Origin of the sequence: Halococcus sediminicola (assembly GCF_000755245.1) — an archaeon.
Lineage (GTDB): Archaea > Halobacteriota > Halobacteria > Halobacteriales > Halococcaceae > Halococcus > Halococcus sediminicola.
Genome location: NZ_BBMP01000006.1, coordinates 259,724 through 275,599, shown reverse-complemented (window position 1 = coordinate 275,599; position 15,876 = coordinate 259,724). Strand labels below are relative to the sequence as shown.

The 15,876-nt window shown below is 64.8% G+C and carries 13 protein-coding genes; 10 read left to right on the top strand and 3 right to left on the bottom strand.

The annotated features are described in order from the left end of the window. The first annotated feature begins 554 nt into the window (after positions 1-554). The 9 genes from ACP97_RS04235 to dgoD all read left to right on the top strand — a co-directional run bounded on the left by ACP97_RS04235 (position 555) and on the right by dgoD (position 11,545). Positions 555-1,463: a dihydrodipicolinate synthase family protein gene (locus ACP97_RS04235; RefSeq protein WP_049996586.1), complete on the top strand. Its 909-nt coding sequence runs from the start codon at positions 555-557 to the stop codon at positions 1,461-1,463. Positions 1,464-1,516: 53 nt separating this feature from the next. Next, entirely contained in the window at positions 1,517-2,752 is a 1,236-nt protein-coding gene (locus ACP97_RS04230) for an HAD family hydrolase (RefSeq protein ID WP_049996585.1), read from the top strand. Positions 2,753-2,884: 132 nt separating this feature from the next. Beyond that, complete coding sequence (locus ACP97_RS04225) at positions 2,885-4,273, top strand: GntP family permease (protein ID WP_049996584.1); 1,389 nt, start codon at positions 2,885-2,887, stop codon at positions 4,271-4,273. Between the two features lie 65 nt (positions 4,274-4,338). Then, positions 4,339-5,577, top strand: a complete 1,239-nt coding sequence (locus ACP97_RS04220; RefSeq protein WP_049996583.1) for a mandelate racemase/muconate lactonizing enzyme family protein — start codon at positions 4,339-4,341, stop codon at positions 5,575-5,577. Between the two features lie 237 nt (positions 5,578-5,814). Beyond that, positions 5,815-7,182 (top strand): ABC transporter substrate-binding protein, encoded by a 1,368-nt coding sequence (locus tag ACP97_RS04215; RefSeq protein ID WP_049996582.1) that lies wholly within the window; start codon positions 5,815-5,817, stop codon positions 7,180-7,182. Beyond that, positions 7,160-8,203 carry a carbohydrate ABC transporter permease gene (locus ACP97_RS04210; protein WP_202593553.1) on the top strand — a complete coding sequence of 348 codons (1,044 nt, stop codon included), beginning with the start codon at positions 7,160-7,162 and terminating at the stop codon, positions 8,201-8,203. Before ACP97_RS04215 ends, ACP97_RS04210 begins: the two co-directional genes overlap by 23 nt. Then, the gene (locus tag ACP97_RS04205; RefSeq protein WP_049996580.1) at positions 8,200-9,144 is read left to right on the top strand and encodes a carbohydrate ABC transporter permease; all 945 of its coding nucleotides are present in this window, start codon (positions 8,200-8,202) and stop codon (positions 9,142-9,144) included. Before ACP97_RS04210 ends, ACP97_RS04205 begins: the two co-directional genes overlap by 4 nt. Before the next feature lie 44 nt (positions 9,145-9,188). Then, complete coding sequence (locus ACP97_RS04200; RefSeq protein ID WP_049996579.1) at positions 9,189-10,352, top strand: ABC transporter ATP-binding protein; 1,164 nt, start codon at positions 9,189-9,191, stop codon at positions 10,350-10,352. A gap of 41 nt (positions 10,353-10,393) precedes the next feature. Next, a complete protein-coding gene (gene dgoD, locus ACP97_RS04195) occupies positions 10,394-11,545 on the top strand; it encodes a galactonate dehydratase (RefSeq protein ID WP_049996578.1) in 1,152 nt (383 codons plus the stop codon). A 27-nt stretch (positions 11,546-11,572) separates the two neighbouring features. On the opposite strand, the gene gfo6 is transcribed toward dgoD, so the two are convergent. Both gfo6 and ACP97_RS04185 read right to left on the bottom strand, forming a co-directional pair. Next, positions 11,573-12,652 (bottom strand): D-xylose 1-dehydrogenase Gfo6, encoded by a 1,080-nt coding sequence (gene gfo6 / locus ACP97_RS04190; protein WP_049996577.1) that lies wholly within the window; start codon positions 12,650-12,652, stop codon positions 11,573-11,575. Between the two features lie 40 nt (positions 12,653-12,692). Continuing rightward, positions 12,693-13,934 (bottom strand): glycosyltransferase family 4 protein, encoded by a 1,242-nt coding sequence (locus ACP97_RS04185; protein WP_049996576.1) that lies wholly within the window; start codon positions 13,932-13,934, stop codon positions 12,693-12,695. 114 nt (positions 13,935-14,048) lie between these two features. Between ACP97_RS04185 and ACP97_RS04180 the strand changes: the two genes are divergently transcribed. Continuing rightward, the gene (locus ACP97_RS04180) at positions 14,049-14,978 is read left to right on the top strand and encodes a glycosyltransferase family 2 protein (protein WP_049996575.1); all 930 of its coding nucleotides are present in this window, start codon (positions 14,049-14,051) and stop codon (positions 14,976-14,978) included. A 3-nt stretch (positions 14,979-14,981) separates the two neighbouring features. Here the strand turns inward: ACP97_RS04180 and ACP97_RS04175 are convergent, their stop codons facing one another. Continuing rightward, the gene (locus ACP97_RS04175) at positions 14,982-15,872 is read right to left on the bottom strand and encodes a glycosyltransferase family 2 protein (RefSeq protein ID WP_049996574.1); all 891 of its coding nucleotides are present in this window, start codon (positions 15,870-15,872) and stop codon (positions 14,982-14,984) included. Between the last annotated feature and the right edge of the window lie 4 nt (positions 15,873-15,876).

Sequence of the window (15,876 nt, the reverse complement as noted above, 5' to 3'; positions counted from 1 at the left end):
TAAGATACAACTGGTATCTGGTTGTTCTAGACTTATTTTTTTTTTAGTGATACGCGGACCACCGAGATCTAAACACTGCATATCGTCGGCAGCGTCAGATGTGTATAAGGGACAGGATCGGCGGGCGTCATCGTGCTCGCGGCCGAGCCGTGCCGATAGTAGTACACCGAACTCTCGCCGAGCGCGCGGCGCTCCTTGAACATGAGGCCCGTCGGGGCGTCCTCGGTGAATTTCACAGTCGAGGTATCGACGCCCTCGCCGCGGACGAAGGAGTTGACGTACTCGCCATGTGGGTCCGCACCGAGCTTGCTGTGCCAGGCCACATCGTTACCGAGCCGCGAGAGGGCGATGGCGACGTTGCTCTCGGCCCCGCCGAGGCTCTTTTTGTATGTCTGCTGGTGTTTCATTGGACCCGACTCCTCGGGGCCGAATAGCACCATTGTCTCGCCGAGCGCGAGCACGTCAGTCATGGCTCGACCTACGCGAGTGGGGTTGTAGTCGTTGTGGAATCCGTCCCCGGACCGTTTATACCCGCCCGCCGAGAACGGGGAGCCATGAGTTACGACGCGACCGCCAGCGCGGACCCGCTCGATCTCGGGGGCGTCATCCCGCCGACGGTGACCGTCTTCGCCGACGACGAATCGGTCGATTACGAGAGTACGGCCGCCCACGCGCGCTTCGTCGTCGACCGGGGCGTCCACGGCGTCTTCCCGCTCGGGACGAACGGCGAGTTCGCCCTGCTCGACGCCGACGAACAGATCGGTGTCGTCGAGGCGGTCGTCGACGAAGTCGGCGGCGAAGTGCCCGTCATCGCGGGCGTCGGCGCGCCGAGCACCCGCCACACCGTCGCGCGCGCCGAACGCGCCGCTGACGCCGGCGTGGACGGCATCGTGGTCGTCACGCCCTACTACTACCCGCTCGACGAGACGGGAACGGTCGAACACTACCGCCACGTCGCCGACGCCGTGGACTGCCCGCTCTACATCTACCACATCCCCTCCAGAACGGGCAACGCGCTCGGCCACGCGACGCTCGACGCGCTCGCCGACATCGACGCCATCGCAGGGTTGAAGGATTCGAGCAAGGACGTACCGTGGCTCAGCCGCGCCATCGACGAACATTCCGACCTCGCCTTTCTGGCCGGGTCGGACTCGCTCCAGTTGCCGGGTCGTCTCGTCGGCTGTACCGGCGGCGTGAGCGCGGTGGCGAACGCCTTCCCCGAACTGCTGGTCGACCTCCACGAGTCCTACGCGGCGGGCGATATCGAGCACGCCCGCGAGTGCCAGAGCAGCCTCTATCGCGTGCGCGAGGCGTTCAAGGGCGGGCCGTACATGGCCGGCGTGAAGGCCGCGCTCTCGCTGCGCGGGTTCGACGCCGGCACGCTGCGGAGTCCGCTACAGGGGATGGACGACGGGGAGCAGTCACAGCTCGAAGCCACGCTTCGTGCCGAAGGATTGCTCTAACTCTCCAACCAAGCCGCCGGCACACGCTTATGCGCGCGGCTCCGTCCGCACGCATGGACCGCTACGACCTGCTCTACGACCTCTACGAGTCGTTCGACACCGATGGTTTGCGCGACCATCAGCGGTTCGTCGACGTCTTTCCACCCGTCGATTCGCGCGTCGCGCTCGAACAGTACCAGGCGATCGACACCGAACTCGATAGGCGAAAGGGGGAGATTCGAGACGCCTTCGATCACGGCGAAACCCTCTGTGAGGTCGCCGCCCACGCGACCCGCGAGGAGGCCTTTACGGCGCTCGACCTCCTGACGAAACACGGTCGCGGGGTGAACGTCCTCGTGCTCGACGTCGACGAGACCCTCCGTTCTGCTGGCGGCACGGACAACGAGATCCCTCGCGAGACGCTCCATTACCTGACCGAACTCCACGAGGAGGGAGTGCCGATCGTCATCTGTACCGGCCAAACCCTCGAAAACGTGAAAGGATTCGCCATTCAGGGTCTCGGCAGTGAACTCGTTCACTCGGGAACTCTCAGCATCGTCTACGAGGCCGGCACCGGCGCGTTCACGCCCGGTCACGGCACGGACACCAAAAAGTTGCTCTACGAGCGCCTCGACGAGGGGATGCAGAACGTCTTCTACGGGTTGCGTTCGCGCGTACTGCCCGAGGCTCCCGACGGGATTCGGGCGGGCTGTCACCTGCAAGGCAACGAGTTCAACGTCACCCTGAAGCCGAACGCCGAGACCGGGAGTCGGGAGGCGAGGGACATCATCGACCGGGCGCTCTGCTATCTCGTTGACCTGCTCGGCACGGTCGTTGCGGAAGAAACTGACGTTGAGGACGGCAGCGAGTGGGCGCGGACCTTCTACGCCGCAGTCGACCCCGAAATCCGTGGCGTGCTCGAACGTCGCGGCGAACTCCCGAAACGCGATTCGGCGGAACTGCCGGCGGCGCTCACCGAGGTCTTCGAGCGCATCGACGTCGCCTACTACGAGGCCGACGCCGCCGAGGTCGGCAGTCTAGAGTTGAACAAAGTCGTCGGCGTCGAGGCGGCCTTCGAGGTCCTTGGAGTGGACGACCCGTTCGCGCTCGTGATGGGCGATTCGAAGTCCGACCTGCGCGTGATGGAGTGGGCCGCCGATGGAAAAGGGATCGCCGCCGCGCCCGACCACGCCTCGCGGGCGGTGCTCGACCACGTTATTCGAACTGATGAACTCGTCTTCGACCGCGGCGAGGCCGCCGCGATCCTGCGCATCATCTACGCACTCAACCGGCTGACTGCGCTCGACTGATATCTGTGAGTCAGTACCGTCACTGAAGGCGTGTTCTTGCTCCGTTTCACCACCGGTACGTTTGGTAGTATCCACGGTTATTATTCCAATATATGGAAAGATTATTACCTCGGATGTGGATCTACTAGTGGTGTGTCGTATCACTCCATACCACTCCTGTTCGGCCAGTACGACCCCGCGGTAGCGTTTCTCGTCGGACTCGTGGTTGTGGTCCTCCTGCTCGTCCAGTTCGACGTGCCCCCGTTCATCGGACTCGTCATCGCCGCGTTCACCGTCGGCGTCGTCACAGCCGAAATCCCGTTGGGAGAGGTCGCCTCGCGGGTCGCGACCGCCTTCGGTGAGGGGATGACCGGCATCGGCATCCCGATCTTGATGGCCGCAGTCATCGGCAAGACGATGATGGAAAGCGGCGCGGCGGTCAGGATCGTTCGCGGGTTCGAGCGCTTTACCGACGAGGACTCGTCGTATCTCGCGCTGTTCGGCAGCGGGTTCGTGCTCTCCATTCCTGTGTTCTTCGACAACGTGTTCTACCTCCTCGCGCCGCTCGCGCGGTCGATGCGTGCCCGCGTTGGGAAAAATTACACCCTCTTTATCGTCGCCATCGGCGCGAGCGCCGCGACCACGCACGCGTTCGTCCCGCCGACACCGGGACCGCTCGCGGTAGCGAGCGAACTCGGCATCAATCTCGGATTGCTCATCGTCGTCGGCATCACCATCGGGATCCCGTCGTCCATCGTCGGCGGTATCCTCTACGGACACTGGATCAACCGCCGGCTCGACATCCCGTTGCGTGATTCGATCGACACCTCGGGCGAGGAACTCACCGAACTCGCGACCCGTTCGAGAGACGAGTTGCCGGGCCTGTTCGAGGCGTCGCTGCCGATCGCGCTCGCCGTGGTGCTCATCGGCGCGCAGACGATCTCCAGTACGTTCTTCGGGGGGAACGAGACGCTCAACGCGGTCACGTCGTTCATCGGCGATTCGAACGTCGCGCTGACCGTCGCCGCGCTCGCCGCAGCGATAACCTACTATCGACTCACCAGCGTCGATAGGGACGAATGGTCCGAGGAGCTCACCGGCGCGCTCAGAACCGGCGGGAACATCGCGGCCATCACTGCCGCCGGCGGCGCGTTCGGCGCGATGTTGGCCGCAGCCGGCGTCGGGGGATACATCGCCGGCATCCTCTCGGGCGTCGGTCTCGGACTCATCGTCACATCGTGGGTTATCGCCGCCGCCGTGCGAATCGTGCAGGGATCGACCACCGTTGCACTCCTGACGACCGCCGGCATCGTCGCGCCGCTTCTCCAGCAAGCGAGCGCGCGCCCGGTGTACGTCGCGGCGGCGATCGGTGCCGGCGGACTCATCTTCTCGTGGTACAACGACAGCGGCTTCTGGATCGTCAAGGAAATCGGCGGGCTGACACAGGCAGAAACCCTCAAAACGTGGACCGTGCTCACGACGATCATCTCGGTCATGGGCCTGCTTTCGGTGCTCGTTCTCTCGACGTTGTTCCCGGCCTGACACGGCCACCGCTACCACCGACCGGAGTGTCGCCGTTTTATTAGCACGCGAGTGAATTTCCACGTATGGGCATTGATTACGCCGACCTACACGATCCGAACGCCGAGTACACGATGCGCGACCTCTCGTCGGGGACGATGGGCGTCAGAGCGAAACGCGGCGGCGGGCGCGACGTCGAGATTACCGACGTGCAGACGACGATGGTCGACGGCAACTTCCCGTGGACTTTGGTGCGAGTGTACACCGACGCGGGCATCGTCGGCACGGGCGAGGCCTACTGGGGCGCTGGCGTGCCGGAAATCATCGCCCGGATGAAACCCTTCGTGATGGGCGAGAACCCCCTCGACATCGACCGTCTGTTCGAACATCTGGTCCAGAAGATGTCCGGCGAGGGGTCGATCGGGGGCACCGTCGTGACCGCCATCTCGGGCATCGAGATCGCGCTGCACGACCTCGCGGGCAAGATCCTCGAACTACCGGCCTATCAACTCCTCGGTGGAAAGTACCGCGATTCGGTGCGCGTCTACTGTGACTGTCACGCCGGCGAGGAGGCGGATCCCGAGTCGAACGCCGACGAGGCAGAGCGCGTCGTCGAGGAGTTGGGCTACGACGCGCTCAAGTTCGACCTCGACGTGCCGTCGGGCCACGAGAAAGACAAAGCGAATCGCCACCTCCGAAACCCCGAAATCGAGCACAAGGTCGACATCGTTCGGACCGTCACGGAACGGTTGGATGGGCGGGCCGACGCCGCCTTCGACTGTCACTGGGCCTTCACTGGTGGCAGCGCCAAACGCATCGCGCGGGCCATCGAAGACCTCGACGTGTGGTGGCTCGAAGACCCCGTTCCGCCGGAGAACCACGACGTCCAGCGCGAGATCACGGCCAGTACGACCACCCCGATCGCCGCCGGCGAGAACGTCTACCGCAAGCACGGCTACCGCCGCCTCCTCGAAGAGCAGGCCGTCGACGTCGTCGCGCCGGATCTCCCGAAGATGGGCGGGATGCGCGAGACGAGAAAGGTCGCGGACATGGCCGACAGCTACTACGTGCCGGTGGCGATGCACAACGTCGCCTCCCCGGTGGGAACGATGGCGAGCGCACAGGTCGGTGCGGCCATCCCGAACTCGCTGGCCGTCGAATATCACTCCTATCAGCTCGGCTGGTGGGCGGACCTCGTCGAGGAGTCGGTCATCAGCGAGGGCGCGATCGAGATCCCCGAGCAACCGGGGCTGGGACTGACACTCGATATGAATACCGTTTCCGAGCATATGGTCGAGGGCGAGGAACTGTTCGATGCGGCGTAGCCGCATCGAGCTCGTGGAACACCGTTCCACGGCGTTCGACTGAGCGAAGCGAAATCGAGCCAGCAAATCGCCGATCTCCACTATTTGCGCGAGCGTAGCATCCAAGCCACGGTACCATCGTCCGACTCGTCGAAGGTTCGTTTCGTCCCGAAACCGAGCCACAAAACCGATAGCCGGCAAGGCTCCTTCGCCCGTCGAAAGCTATATCATAGTTCGTTTCGGTTTTCGAAGGGAACGATGTCCGACTCCGAATCGAGCTACTCGCGGCGCAGGTATCTGAAGGGCACAGCGGCAACGAGCGCCGCCGCCATGGCCGGTCTGGCTGGCTGTGTCGGTGGTAGCGGTGGCGGCGGGAACGGCAGCGGCGGGAACAACAGCAGCGGTGGCGGCTCGTCGGGTGGTGGCGAGCTACAGGTCCTTCACGGCTGGACCGGCGGCGACGGCAAGAAGGCCATCAACAACCTCATCAAGAAGTTCGAGAAAGCCCACTCCGACGTCAACACCGACTTCCAGGCCATCGGTGGTGGCGGCAATACAAATCTCGATACGACCATCTCGAACCGCGCACAGAACGGCAACCTCCCCAGTTCGTGGGCCGACTGGCCCGGCAACAACCTCGTCCAGTTCACCAGCGCCGGGCTTCTCGGCGACGTCAGCAACGACGTCTGGACCAAGGACCTCAAGCAGAACTACTCGAAGGAGGCAAAGACCTACTCGCAGGTCGGCGAGAGCTCGAAATCCGTCGGCTCCGGACCATATGTGGCAGTACCGATCGGCTCTCACCGGATGAACGATCTCTTTTACAACGTCTCGGTCGTCGAGGAAGCCGGTGTCGACCCGTCGAGCTTCTCGAAACCGAGCGATCTGACGGCCGCACTCAAGACGGTCGAGCAGAACACCGACGCCGTCGGCATGGCACAGGGCCTCGAAGCACCGTTCACGACGCTCCAGCTCTGGGAAGTCGTCATGCAGGGCCAGGCCGGCTATCAGGGCTTCATGGACTACGTCAACGGCAAGGGCGACGAGAAGGCCGTTCGGAAGGCGTTCAAAACGGTTCAGAACTACTTCGACCACATCAACGACGACGCTTCGAGCATCGGCTTCACGCAGGCCAACCAGAAGCTCATGAACGGCGAGGCGGCGTTCATGCACAACGGCAACTGGGTCGCCGGCTCCTACCGCAACCAGAAGAATTTCGAGTACGAGAAGGACTGGAACAACGTCTCCTTCCCGGGCACCGACGACATGTACGGGATGCACCTCGATTCGTTCCCGTTCCCCGCCGACGGACCGGCACCGGAGGCCGCGAAGACGTTCCTCTCGTACGTGGGTACGACCGAGGCGCAGGTCGCGTTCAACCAGTACAAGGGGTCGATCCCGCCGCGCACCGACGCCCCGACCGACAAGTTCGACCCGTATCTCACCCAGACCATCAAGGATTACAACAGCGTCTCGCACAAGCCGCCGACCATCGCCCACGGACTCGCGGTGTTGCCCGACGTCCACTCGGACATCGACGGCGTGATCACCAACGAGTTCCTCGGCTCGGGGAACCTCGATTCCGCAACCAAGGGGATGCTCGATGCCGTCTCCGGATCGAACTAGCGTGCGACGGTCGGTCCGCTCGCGGCTCGGCGATCTCCGCGCCCGGTTCACGGGCGACTCCGACGCCGAGACCGCGGTTCGTACCGATGGCGGGGCGACCGTGAGCCGTGGCTCGGCCGACACGGGATCGTCGAGTCGGCTGCGCTCGCTGCGCAACAGCCGGTTCGTCGGCTCGCTCCCGTTCTGGCTGCCGCCGTTCTTGCTGATGGGGCTGTTCGTCTACGGGGCCATCGGCTGGAACTTCCTCATCTCGCTGACGGACATGGAGGGGTTCGGCAGTCCGGACTACTCCGCGCTCGACTTCCAGCAGTACGTCGACCTCCTCGGGAGCGAGGCGTTCATCAACGCCGCGCGCAACACGTTCGTCCTGTTGGTCGCGTTCACGATCCTCTGTCTCGTGGTCGGGCTGGTGCTCGCGATCCTGCTCGACCGGACGCTGCGATTCCAGAACACGTTCCGGACGCTGTACCTGCTACCGTTCAGTCTCTCGTTCGTCGTGACCGCCCAGCTCTGGGCGTGGATGTACGACATCGATAACGGCATCGTCAACTCCGTCGTGGGCGTCGTCGGACTGCGCCCGGACTGGATCGGCAATCCACAGCTCGTGCTCGGGGCGGTCATCTTCGCGCTGGTCTGGCAATTCAGCGGCTACGCGATGGTGGTCTTTCTCGCCGGGTTGCAGGCGATTCCCGACGAGCACTTCGAGGCGGCGCGCATCGACGGCGCGAGCACGATCAGGATGTATTGGCGGGTCATCATCCCCCAGCTCAGGGGGTCGGTCATCAGCGCACTCGTGGTGCTGATGATCGCCGCGCTCAAAGCGTTCGACTTCCTCTACGCGCTGTTCGGCCAGTACCGGCCCGCTGCGGGGGCCGACATCCTCGCGACGCTGATGGTTCGTGAGGCGTACTCGAACCAGAACTGGGCGTACGGCTCGGCGATTGCCATCGTGCTCTACGTCCTCGCGCTGCTCGTCGTCATCCCGTATCTCTACAGCCAGCACCGCCGGGGTGCGCTATGAGTCAGGAAACCGCCGCGACCGACGGCGGATCGTCGACGAGTCCCCGCTCGTCGACGGGCGACCTCCGCGCGGCCATCGGCAGGGGACGCATCCTCCTGTACGCGCTGCTCGCGGTCATCGCCGTCTACTTCCTGATTCCCATCGAGGCGGGTCTCGTCACGTCGTTCAAGACCGACGAGGCGGTCGTCGGCACCGCGCCGTATCTCCCGCCTGGACCGGGTGGGTTCACCCTCGAAAACTGGATGGCGGCGTTCGACACGCTCTCGTCGGGGTTGGTCAACAGCCTCGTGATGACGATTCCGGCGACGGTGCTCGGTGCGCTGTTCGGCAGCCTCGCGGCCTACGGTCTGACACAGATCAGTTGGAAGGGGCAGGTACCGATCTTCGCGTTGTTCGTCGCCGGCGTGTTCATCCCGTATCAGGCCGTGCTGGTACCGCTGTCGCAGTTCTGGTCGATGATACCGCTCGAGGAGATGCTGTCGCCGCTGTGGGCACTGCCGCTGTTCGAGCCGTATCACGCGGATCTCATCGAGTTGATCGTCACGCACACCGCCTACGGCATCCCCATCTCGACGGTGCTGTTCAGGGGCTACTACATGGGCCTCTCCGAGGAGATGGTCGAGGCGGCGCGCCTCGACGGCGCGGGCGTCTTCGAGATCTATCGACGCATCATTCTGCCGCTGTCGGGACCGATGTTCGCGGTGGTGCTGATCTACCAGTTCACGCAGATCTGGAACGAACTGCTGTTCGCGCTGATCCTCGTCGGGGGCACGGGACCGTCGGCCCCGGTGACCCTCTCGCTCGTGGGACTGGGTGCGAGCCTCGAAGGCGTCGATTTCGGGCTGCGGATGGCCGGCGCGTTCCTGACTGCGCTGCCGACGCTGCTCGTCTTCATCATCTTCGGCGACCAGTTCGCGCGTGGTGTCGCCGGACGGACGTAGATACCAATGACCGAAAACACATCTCGAACGACCGGAGGTACCGAATGGCCGAACTGAGACTCGACGGCGTCACCAAACGCTTCGACGACGGCGGGAACGACATCGTCGCCGTCGACGACGCCTCGTTCGACATCGACGACGGCGAGTTCATCGTCCTCGTCGGACCGTCCGGCTGTGGGAAGAGCACGACGCTGCGGATGATCGCGGGTCTCGAATCCGTCTCGTCGGGCACCATCAGTCTCGACGACCAAGTGATCAACGACCGCCAGCCCGCAGACCGCGACATTGCAATGGTGTTCCAGAGCTACGCGCTCTATCCCCACATGACCGTGCGCGAGAACATGAGTTTCGGGCTCGAAGAGAGCACGGACATGCCCGACGACGAGATTCGGACACAGGTCGAATCCACCGCCGAGATGATGGGGATCGGAGGATTACTCGACCGCAAACCCGGCGAGTTATCGGGTGGCCAGCAACAGCGCGTCGCGCTCGGGCGTGCGATCGTCCGCAGTCCGTCGGTGTTCCTGATGGACGAACCGCTGTCGAACCTGGATGCGAAACTGCGCTCGCAGATGCGGACCGAACTCCAGCGGATGCAGGAGGATCTCGGCGTGACGACGGTCTACGTGACCCACGACCAGACCGAGGCGATGACGATGGGCGACCGCATCGCCATCCTCGACGACGGGCGACTCCAGCAGGTCGCCACACCATTGGAGGCCTACCACGAACCCGCAAACCGGTTCGTCGCGGGCTTCATCGGCGAGCCGTCGATGAACTTCTTCGAGATGGAAGTCGAGAACGGACGACTCGTCGGCGAGAACTTCGAGTATTCGCTTTCGGAGGAGATTCGTGCGGATCTCGGTGACGCGATCGACGTGACCCTCGGCGTCCGTCCCGAGGATATCGAACTCGTCGACGCAGTCGAGGATGAGCACGATTTCCGCACGGTGGTCGACGTGGTCGAACCGGTCGGCAGCGACAACAACGTCTATCTCGCCTTCGAGGGCGACGAGAGCGCCGCGGAACTGGACATGGACGAATCACGGACGTTCGTGGCGACCATCGGCGGGCTACGCCGCATCGAGGCGGGCCAACCGGTGATCGCACGGCTTCCCGAGGACGCGATCCACCTGTTCGACGCCGAAACCGGCGAGGCGCTGCACAACCGCAATCTCGACGCCGAAACCGTCGAGCCGCAGCTGTAGCGACTCGGTGTGCTTTTCAGCCGGTCGCCACCATCCATCCCATGAGCGAGATCACCGACTACGAACTGTTCGCCGTCCCGCCGCGCTGGCTGTTTCTCCGCGTCGAGACGAGCGACGGGCGCGTCGGCTGGGGCGAACCCGTCGTCGAGGGGCGGGCACACACGGTCAGAGCGGCCGTCGAGGAACTGTTCGAGAGCCACCTTCTCGGCGCGGATCCCGACCCGATCGAGGACCACTGGCAGGCGATGTACCGCGGCGGCTTTTATCGTGGCGGACCGGTGCTGATGAGCGCCATCGCGGGCGTCGACCAGGCGCTCTGGGATCTCAAGGGGAAGGGGTTCGACGCGCCCGTCCACGAACTGCTCGGTGGCCCGGTCAGGGACCGGATGCAGGTGTACAGCTGGGTCGGCGGCGACCGGCCGAGCGACGTCGCCGAGGCGGCCAGCGAGCGCGTCGCCGCGGGGTTCGACGCGCTGAAGATGAACGCGACCGCCGAATTCCGACGCGTCGAATCGCCGGCCGCGATCGAGGCCGTCGGCGAGCGGCTCGCAACGGTGCGCGAGGCGGTCGGTCCCGAGGTCGGAATCGGCGTCGACTTTCATGGGCGGGTCGCGAAACCGATGGCCAAACGTCTCGCGGGGGTGCTCGAACCGCACGATCCGATGTTCATCGAGGAACCCGTCCTGCCTGAGCACGACGACCTCCTCCCCGAGGTTGCCACCCACACGACGACACCGATCGCGACCGGCGAACGCCACTACTCGCGGACGGATTTCGCACCCCTGCTCGAAAGCGGCGGCGTCGACGTGATCCAACCCGACCTCTCACACGCCGGCGGCATCACCGAGGTCCACAAGATCGCGAGCATGGCCGAAGCCCACGACGTCGCGCTCGCGCCGCACTGCCCGCTCGGCCCGATCGCGCTCGCCTCGTGTCTCCAAGTCGATGCCTGCGCGCACAACGCGCACATCCAGGAACAGAGTCTCGGGATCCACTACAATCGGGGAAGCGACGTGCTCGACTATCTCGCCGATCCGTCGGTGTTCGACTACGAGGACGGGTTCGTCGAGATCCCCGACGGGCCGGGGCTCGGTATCGAGATCGATGAAGAGTACGTCCGCGAACAGGCCGGCGAGATCGACTGGCACAACCCGGTCTGGCGTCACGACGACGGTTCCGTCGCCGAGTGGTAGGGGTACCGGTGCCGTGAGGAACCGGTTTCAGAGCGAAACCGACGAATCGGTCTCTCCGGCCTCGTAGATGGCTTCGAGTGCGCGCATGTCGACGAGTCCGTGCTCGCCGTTCGGATGTGGTTCGGTTTCCGAGAGCACGCAGTCGGCGAAGTAATCGAACTCCTCGGTCATCTGGCTGCGCTGGTCGAAATCGAGGGTTGCATCGACGTCACCGCGCCGTACCCGGAGCTTCCGCGGTTCGTCGGGGAAGAACACGGGGTCGAGTTCGAGTTCGCCCTCTGTGCCCGTGATCCGGAGATGGCTCGACTGGGCGGCGTTCTGACTCGCCGTGCAGGTAGCCGTAACGTCGTCGGGGAAGTCGACGCCGAAGCTCGCGCGCTCGTCGGGCACCTTCGAGAAGGCGTCGTGAGTCGAGTTCATCGACGCCTGCACCGACTGCGGGTCGGCATCGAGGACGAATCGAGCGGTGTTGAGCGGGTAGATGCCCAGATCCATCACGCTCGCACCGTAGCCCGCGAGATCCGGATCGAGTCGCCACTGGTCGGTGTCGGGGTTCATCTCCAAGAGGCGCTGGGTCATCGCGCCGTGGATCGCCACGGAGTCGCCGACGAACCCATCCCGAACGAGTTCGCGCGCCCGCCGGACGGCCGGTTCGGTCTGCATCCGATAGGCGACCATCAGCGGCACCGACTCGCACGCTTCGACCAGTTTCTTGGCGCGCTCGACGCTCGCCTCCATCGGTTTCTCACAGAGGATCGCCTTGTCGAGCTCGGCGGCCGTCTCGGCGTACTGCAGATGGACGGCGTTCGGCGTGGCGATGTAGACGGCGTCGTACGCCTCGCTGGCCGCCCCTTCGTGGAACGCCTCGTAGGAAATGCCTTTCTGGATCGTCTCGTGGCGCTCGGCGGTCGCCGTCGCACGCTCCGCGTCGCTGCTGATGAGCACCGTCGTCTCGCATAATTCAGAACGCTCGACGGCCGGGAGCGCCTTTTCGAGCGTCCACCAACCGAGACCGATCATCGCGATCCTGACTGTGCCGTCCGCGTCGCTCCGCCAATCGCGCTCGGTGAACTCGTCGAAGAATTCGGGGAGGTCGGCCATGCTCATCGCCGACGGTTGTCGGTCCGTCGAGGTGAGTGTGTCGGTGCTACCCCTCGACGCGCAGCCCGTCGTAGAGGTCGCGCAGTCGCCGTCCGTCGCGTTCCCAGTTGTACTCGCGGTCGACCGCCCGCTTCCCCTTTTCCCCGCACTCGGCCGCACGCTCATCGTCGGTGAGTTCGGCGAGCGCCGTGCCGAGCGCAGCGCCGTCGCCGGCCGGCACGACGAGACCGCTCTCGGTGTGGCCGACGATGCGTGCGAGCGGCGCGACGTCGGTCACGACCACCGGAATCCCCATCGCCATCGCCTGATAGAGTTTGTGCGGAACGGTGGTTTCGGTATGTGGCGTCGCGGCGTGTGGCACGGCCGCGACGTCGCTCGCGGCCAGATATCTGGGCACGTCGTCGAAGGCGACCCAGCCAGTGAACTGCACCTGCTCGCGGATGCCGAGCGAGCGAGCCAGTGCTTCGAGTCCCGCGACGTAGCTGTCGTTGCCCTTCCCGACGAGCAACAGCCGTGCCTCCGGGGTGTTCTCGGTGAGTTCCGCGAACCCCTCGATGAGCGTGTCGAGACCACGGTGGCGCGTGAAGTTGCCGATGTACGAGACTACGAACGCTTCGGGACCGAACGAGAGCGTGTCCGGCGGGCCGACATCGGTGTCGAAGGCTTCGCGGTCGACGGTGTTCGCCACGACTTTCACCTTTTTGGGTTCGCCACCGCAGTCGCGGAGGTAGTGGGCGCGCGCCTCCTCACAGACGGTGATAGTGCGGTCGGCCCGTTGGACCCCTGTGCGTTCGAGGCGCTTGAGCCGCCACGGTGCGAATGCGACGCGCTGGACGAGCGCCTCGGGGTCACGGGCGATCTCGCCCCAGCCGCGCATCCGCTGTATCTGCCGGGCCGCTTCCGGGTAGTTCTCGTGGAGGTCGGCGATCACAGGAATTTCGAGGTCCTCGCCGATGGCGATCCCCGTTTGCACCAGCGGCAGATCGTGGACGTGGAGGGCGTCGATCGGTTGTTGTCTGTCGAGTTCCACGACCGCGCGCCGCCACGCCGGATGGACGGCTGACGTCACGTACCGGAGTCCGTCGGCTAGTCCGGAGAGACCGGCGAACAGTTCGCCGGCGGGCAGGCGCTCGACGTCGATGCCGTCGATGCGCTCGAAACTCCGCTCGTCGGGACCGCCGCGACAGAGCAGCGTGATGGAGTGGCCGGCCGCCCGGAGCGCCGACGCCTCCTTCCGGACGCGGATGTCCGGCGGGAAGCGCTCGGGGAGGAGCATACAGACGTGCATGCCTACCCCGAATATGGTCAGGGACTTAAGCGTGGGTTCACGGCACGGCCCGGTCGGGAACCCCCACCACAACGGACACGAGGGGTTTTCACCGCGATGGGTCGAACCCGGCCTATGACTCTCGTCAGCGCTATCCTGCCGACGTACAACCGCGCCGACTACGTTTCCGGGGCCATCGAAACGGTACTCGAACAGAGCCACGACGAGACCGAGGTCGTTGTCGTCGACGACGGCTCGACCGACGACACGACGGAACGACTCGCGGCCTACGAGGACGACGACCGCGTGCGCGTCCGCCACAACGATGAAAACCGCGGAATCTCGGCGAGCATGAATCGTGCAGCGGACCTCGCCGACGGCGAATTTATCTGTGTTCTCAACGACGACGATCGCTGGCACGAGGCAAAGGTTGAAAAACAGCTCGCGGCCTTCGAGCGCGCGAACGACGAGGTCGGGATCGTCTACACCGGCGGAGTGGTCAAACAGGGCGAGCGAGTCGTGCGGGTCTATCGGCCCGAGCGCCGCGGCGACATCTACCCCGAGGTCATCGCTCGCTTTGGCCTCCATCCTCATTCGAGCCACATGCTGCGCGCCGAGTGTTTCGAGCTGGGTGGGTTCGACCCCGACTTTCCCCGCGGGGTGGACTGGGACCACTGTATCCGCCTCGCTAGGGAGTACGAGTTCGAGTACGTCGACGAGCGCCTCGTCGAGCGCATCTTCCACACGAACAACATCTCACAGCAGCTCACCCACGGTGTCGAGGTCAATCGGATGGTCTGGGAGAAGTACCGCGAAGAGATCGAGAGATACCCCGACATCGAGCGTCGCCTCCGCGAGAAGCAGTGTCGAGCGCACGCGCGGGTCGCGCTCGAACGCGGCCAGCGCCGGCGCGCGTTCGCCTACGCACGCCGCGCGATGGGCTACGAGCGCACCGCCGAGAGCGCGTTCATCGTGCTGTTCGCCGTGCTCGGCCGGCGAGCACTCGGCGCTGCTCGCCGCGCGCGCGACGCCGCGATGAACTGGCGGGCATCGCACGACGAATAGCCGCTATCGAACCAGCGAGTAGCCACGCTGCATCGCGTTCATGCCCACCTGTCCGAACAGGGAGGCGAACAAGGGGATCGCGGTCCGGAGCGAGGGCGCGTGATAGCACGCGAGCGCGAACGAGCGCACGGCCCGAAGCGACCACCGCTGCTCGCGCAGCGCCATCCTGGCCTCCAGTTTGTCGGTGTTCGCCAGCGCGTTCGCCCGCACTCTCGGCGGAAAGTCGTCGTAGAGATCGTCGTACTCATGGATGATCTCCTTGCGTCCACGGATAAGCCCCGGCGATTTACCGCGCGAGTCCTCGATGACGGCGCGATCGACCAGCGCCTCGTCGACGTATTCGAACTCGTGCTCACGCGCGAGATCGATCATCAATCCGAGATCGTCGCCGCCGGGGCGGTCGGGTAGCGGCAGGACTCTCGAAAGCGCGTCGCGCGCGACGAGCATCGTCGAGGTGACACACGGCGACAGCGAGAATTCGAGCGCGCGGGCGAGCACGTCGCCTCGGGCGGCCGGATCCGGGAGGATCGTCGTGCCGTCTTCGTAGGTCATCCCGCAGTAGACCACGCTCGCACCCGTGCGTTCGAGCAGTGCGACCTGGTCGGCGAGTTTCGTTGGCAGCAGTCGGTCGTCGTCGTCGAGAAACTGGACGTATTCGCCCGAGGCGCGCTCGGCACCAACGCTGCGGGCGGGGTTCGACCCCACATTACTATTGAGCGCAACGTATGTGAGATCGTACTCGTCGACGACGGGTTTGGCGTGGCCTTCGCCGGAGTCGTCGACAACGACGAGCTCCGTCGGCTGCGTCTGTGAGACGACGCTCTCGATGGCCTCGCGGAGGCGATCGTTGCGGTAGTAGGTCGGGATCACGACCGAGACGAGCGGATCGACCATGATG

What these genes read in the sequence shown, in the direction of transcription:
- ACP97_RS04235 (WP_049996586.1), top strand. Translation starts at nt 555, where the DNA reads ATGAGTTACGACGCGACCGCCAGCGCGGACCCGCTCGATCTCGGGGGC.
- ACP97_RS04230 (WP_049996585.1), top strand. Translation starts at nt 1,517, where the DNA reads ATGGACCGCTACGACCTGCTCTACGACCTCTACGAGTCGTTCGACACC.
- ACP97_RS04220 (WP_049996583.1), top strand. Translation starts at nt 4,339, where the DNA reads ATGGGCATTGATTACGCCGACCTACACGATCCGAACGCCGAGTACACG.
- ACP97_RS04215 (WP_049996582.1), top strand. Translation starts at nt 5,815, where the DNA reads ATGTCCGACTCCGAATCGAGCTACTCGCGGCGCAGGTATCTGAAGGGC.
- ACP97_RS04210 (WP_202593553.1), top strand. Translation starts at nt 7,160, where the DNA reads ATGCCGTCTCCGGATCGAACTAGCGTGCGACGGTCGGTCCGCTCGCGG.
- ACP97_RS04205 (WP_049996580.1), top strand. Translation starts at nt 8,200, where the DNA reads ATGAGTCAGGAAACCGCCGCGACCGACGGCGGATCGTCGACGAGTCCC.
- ACP97_RS04200 (WP_049996579.1), top strand. Translation starts at nt 9,189, where the DNA reads ATGGCCGAACTGAGACTCGACGGCGTCACCAAACGCTTCGACGACGGC.
- dgoD (WP_049996578.1), top strand. Translation starts at nt 10,394, where the DNA reads ATGAGCGAGATCACCGACTACGAACTGTTCGCCGTCCCGCCGCGCTGG.
- gfo6 (WP_049996577.1), bottom strand. Translation starts at nt 12,652, where the DNA reads ATGAGCATGGCCGACCTCCCCGAATTCTTCGACGAGTTCACCGAGCGC.
- ACP97_RS04185 (WP_049996576.1), bottom strand. Translation starts at nt 13,934, where the DNA reads ATGCACGTCTGTATGCTCCTCCCCGAGCGCTTCCCGCCGGACATCCGC.
- ACP97_RS04180 (WP_049996575.1), top strand. Translation starts at nt 14,049, where the DNA reads ATGACTCTCGTCAGCGCTATCCTGCCGACGTACAACCGCGCCGACTAC.
- ACP97_RS04175 (WP_049996574.1), bottom strand. Translation starts at nt 15,872, where the DNA reads ATGGTCGATCCGCTCGTCTCGGTCGTGATCCCGACCTACTACCGCAAC.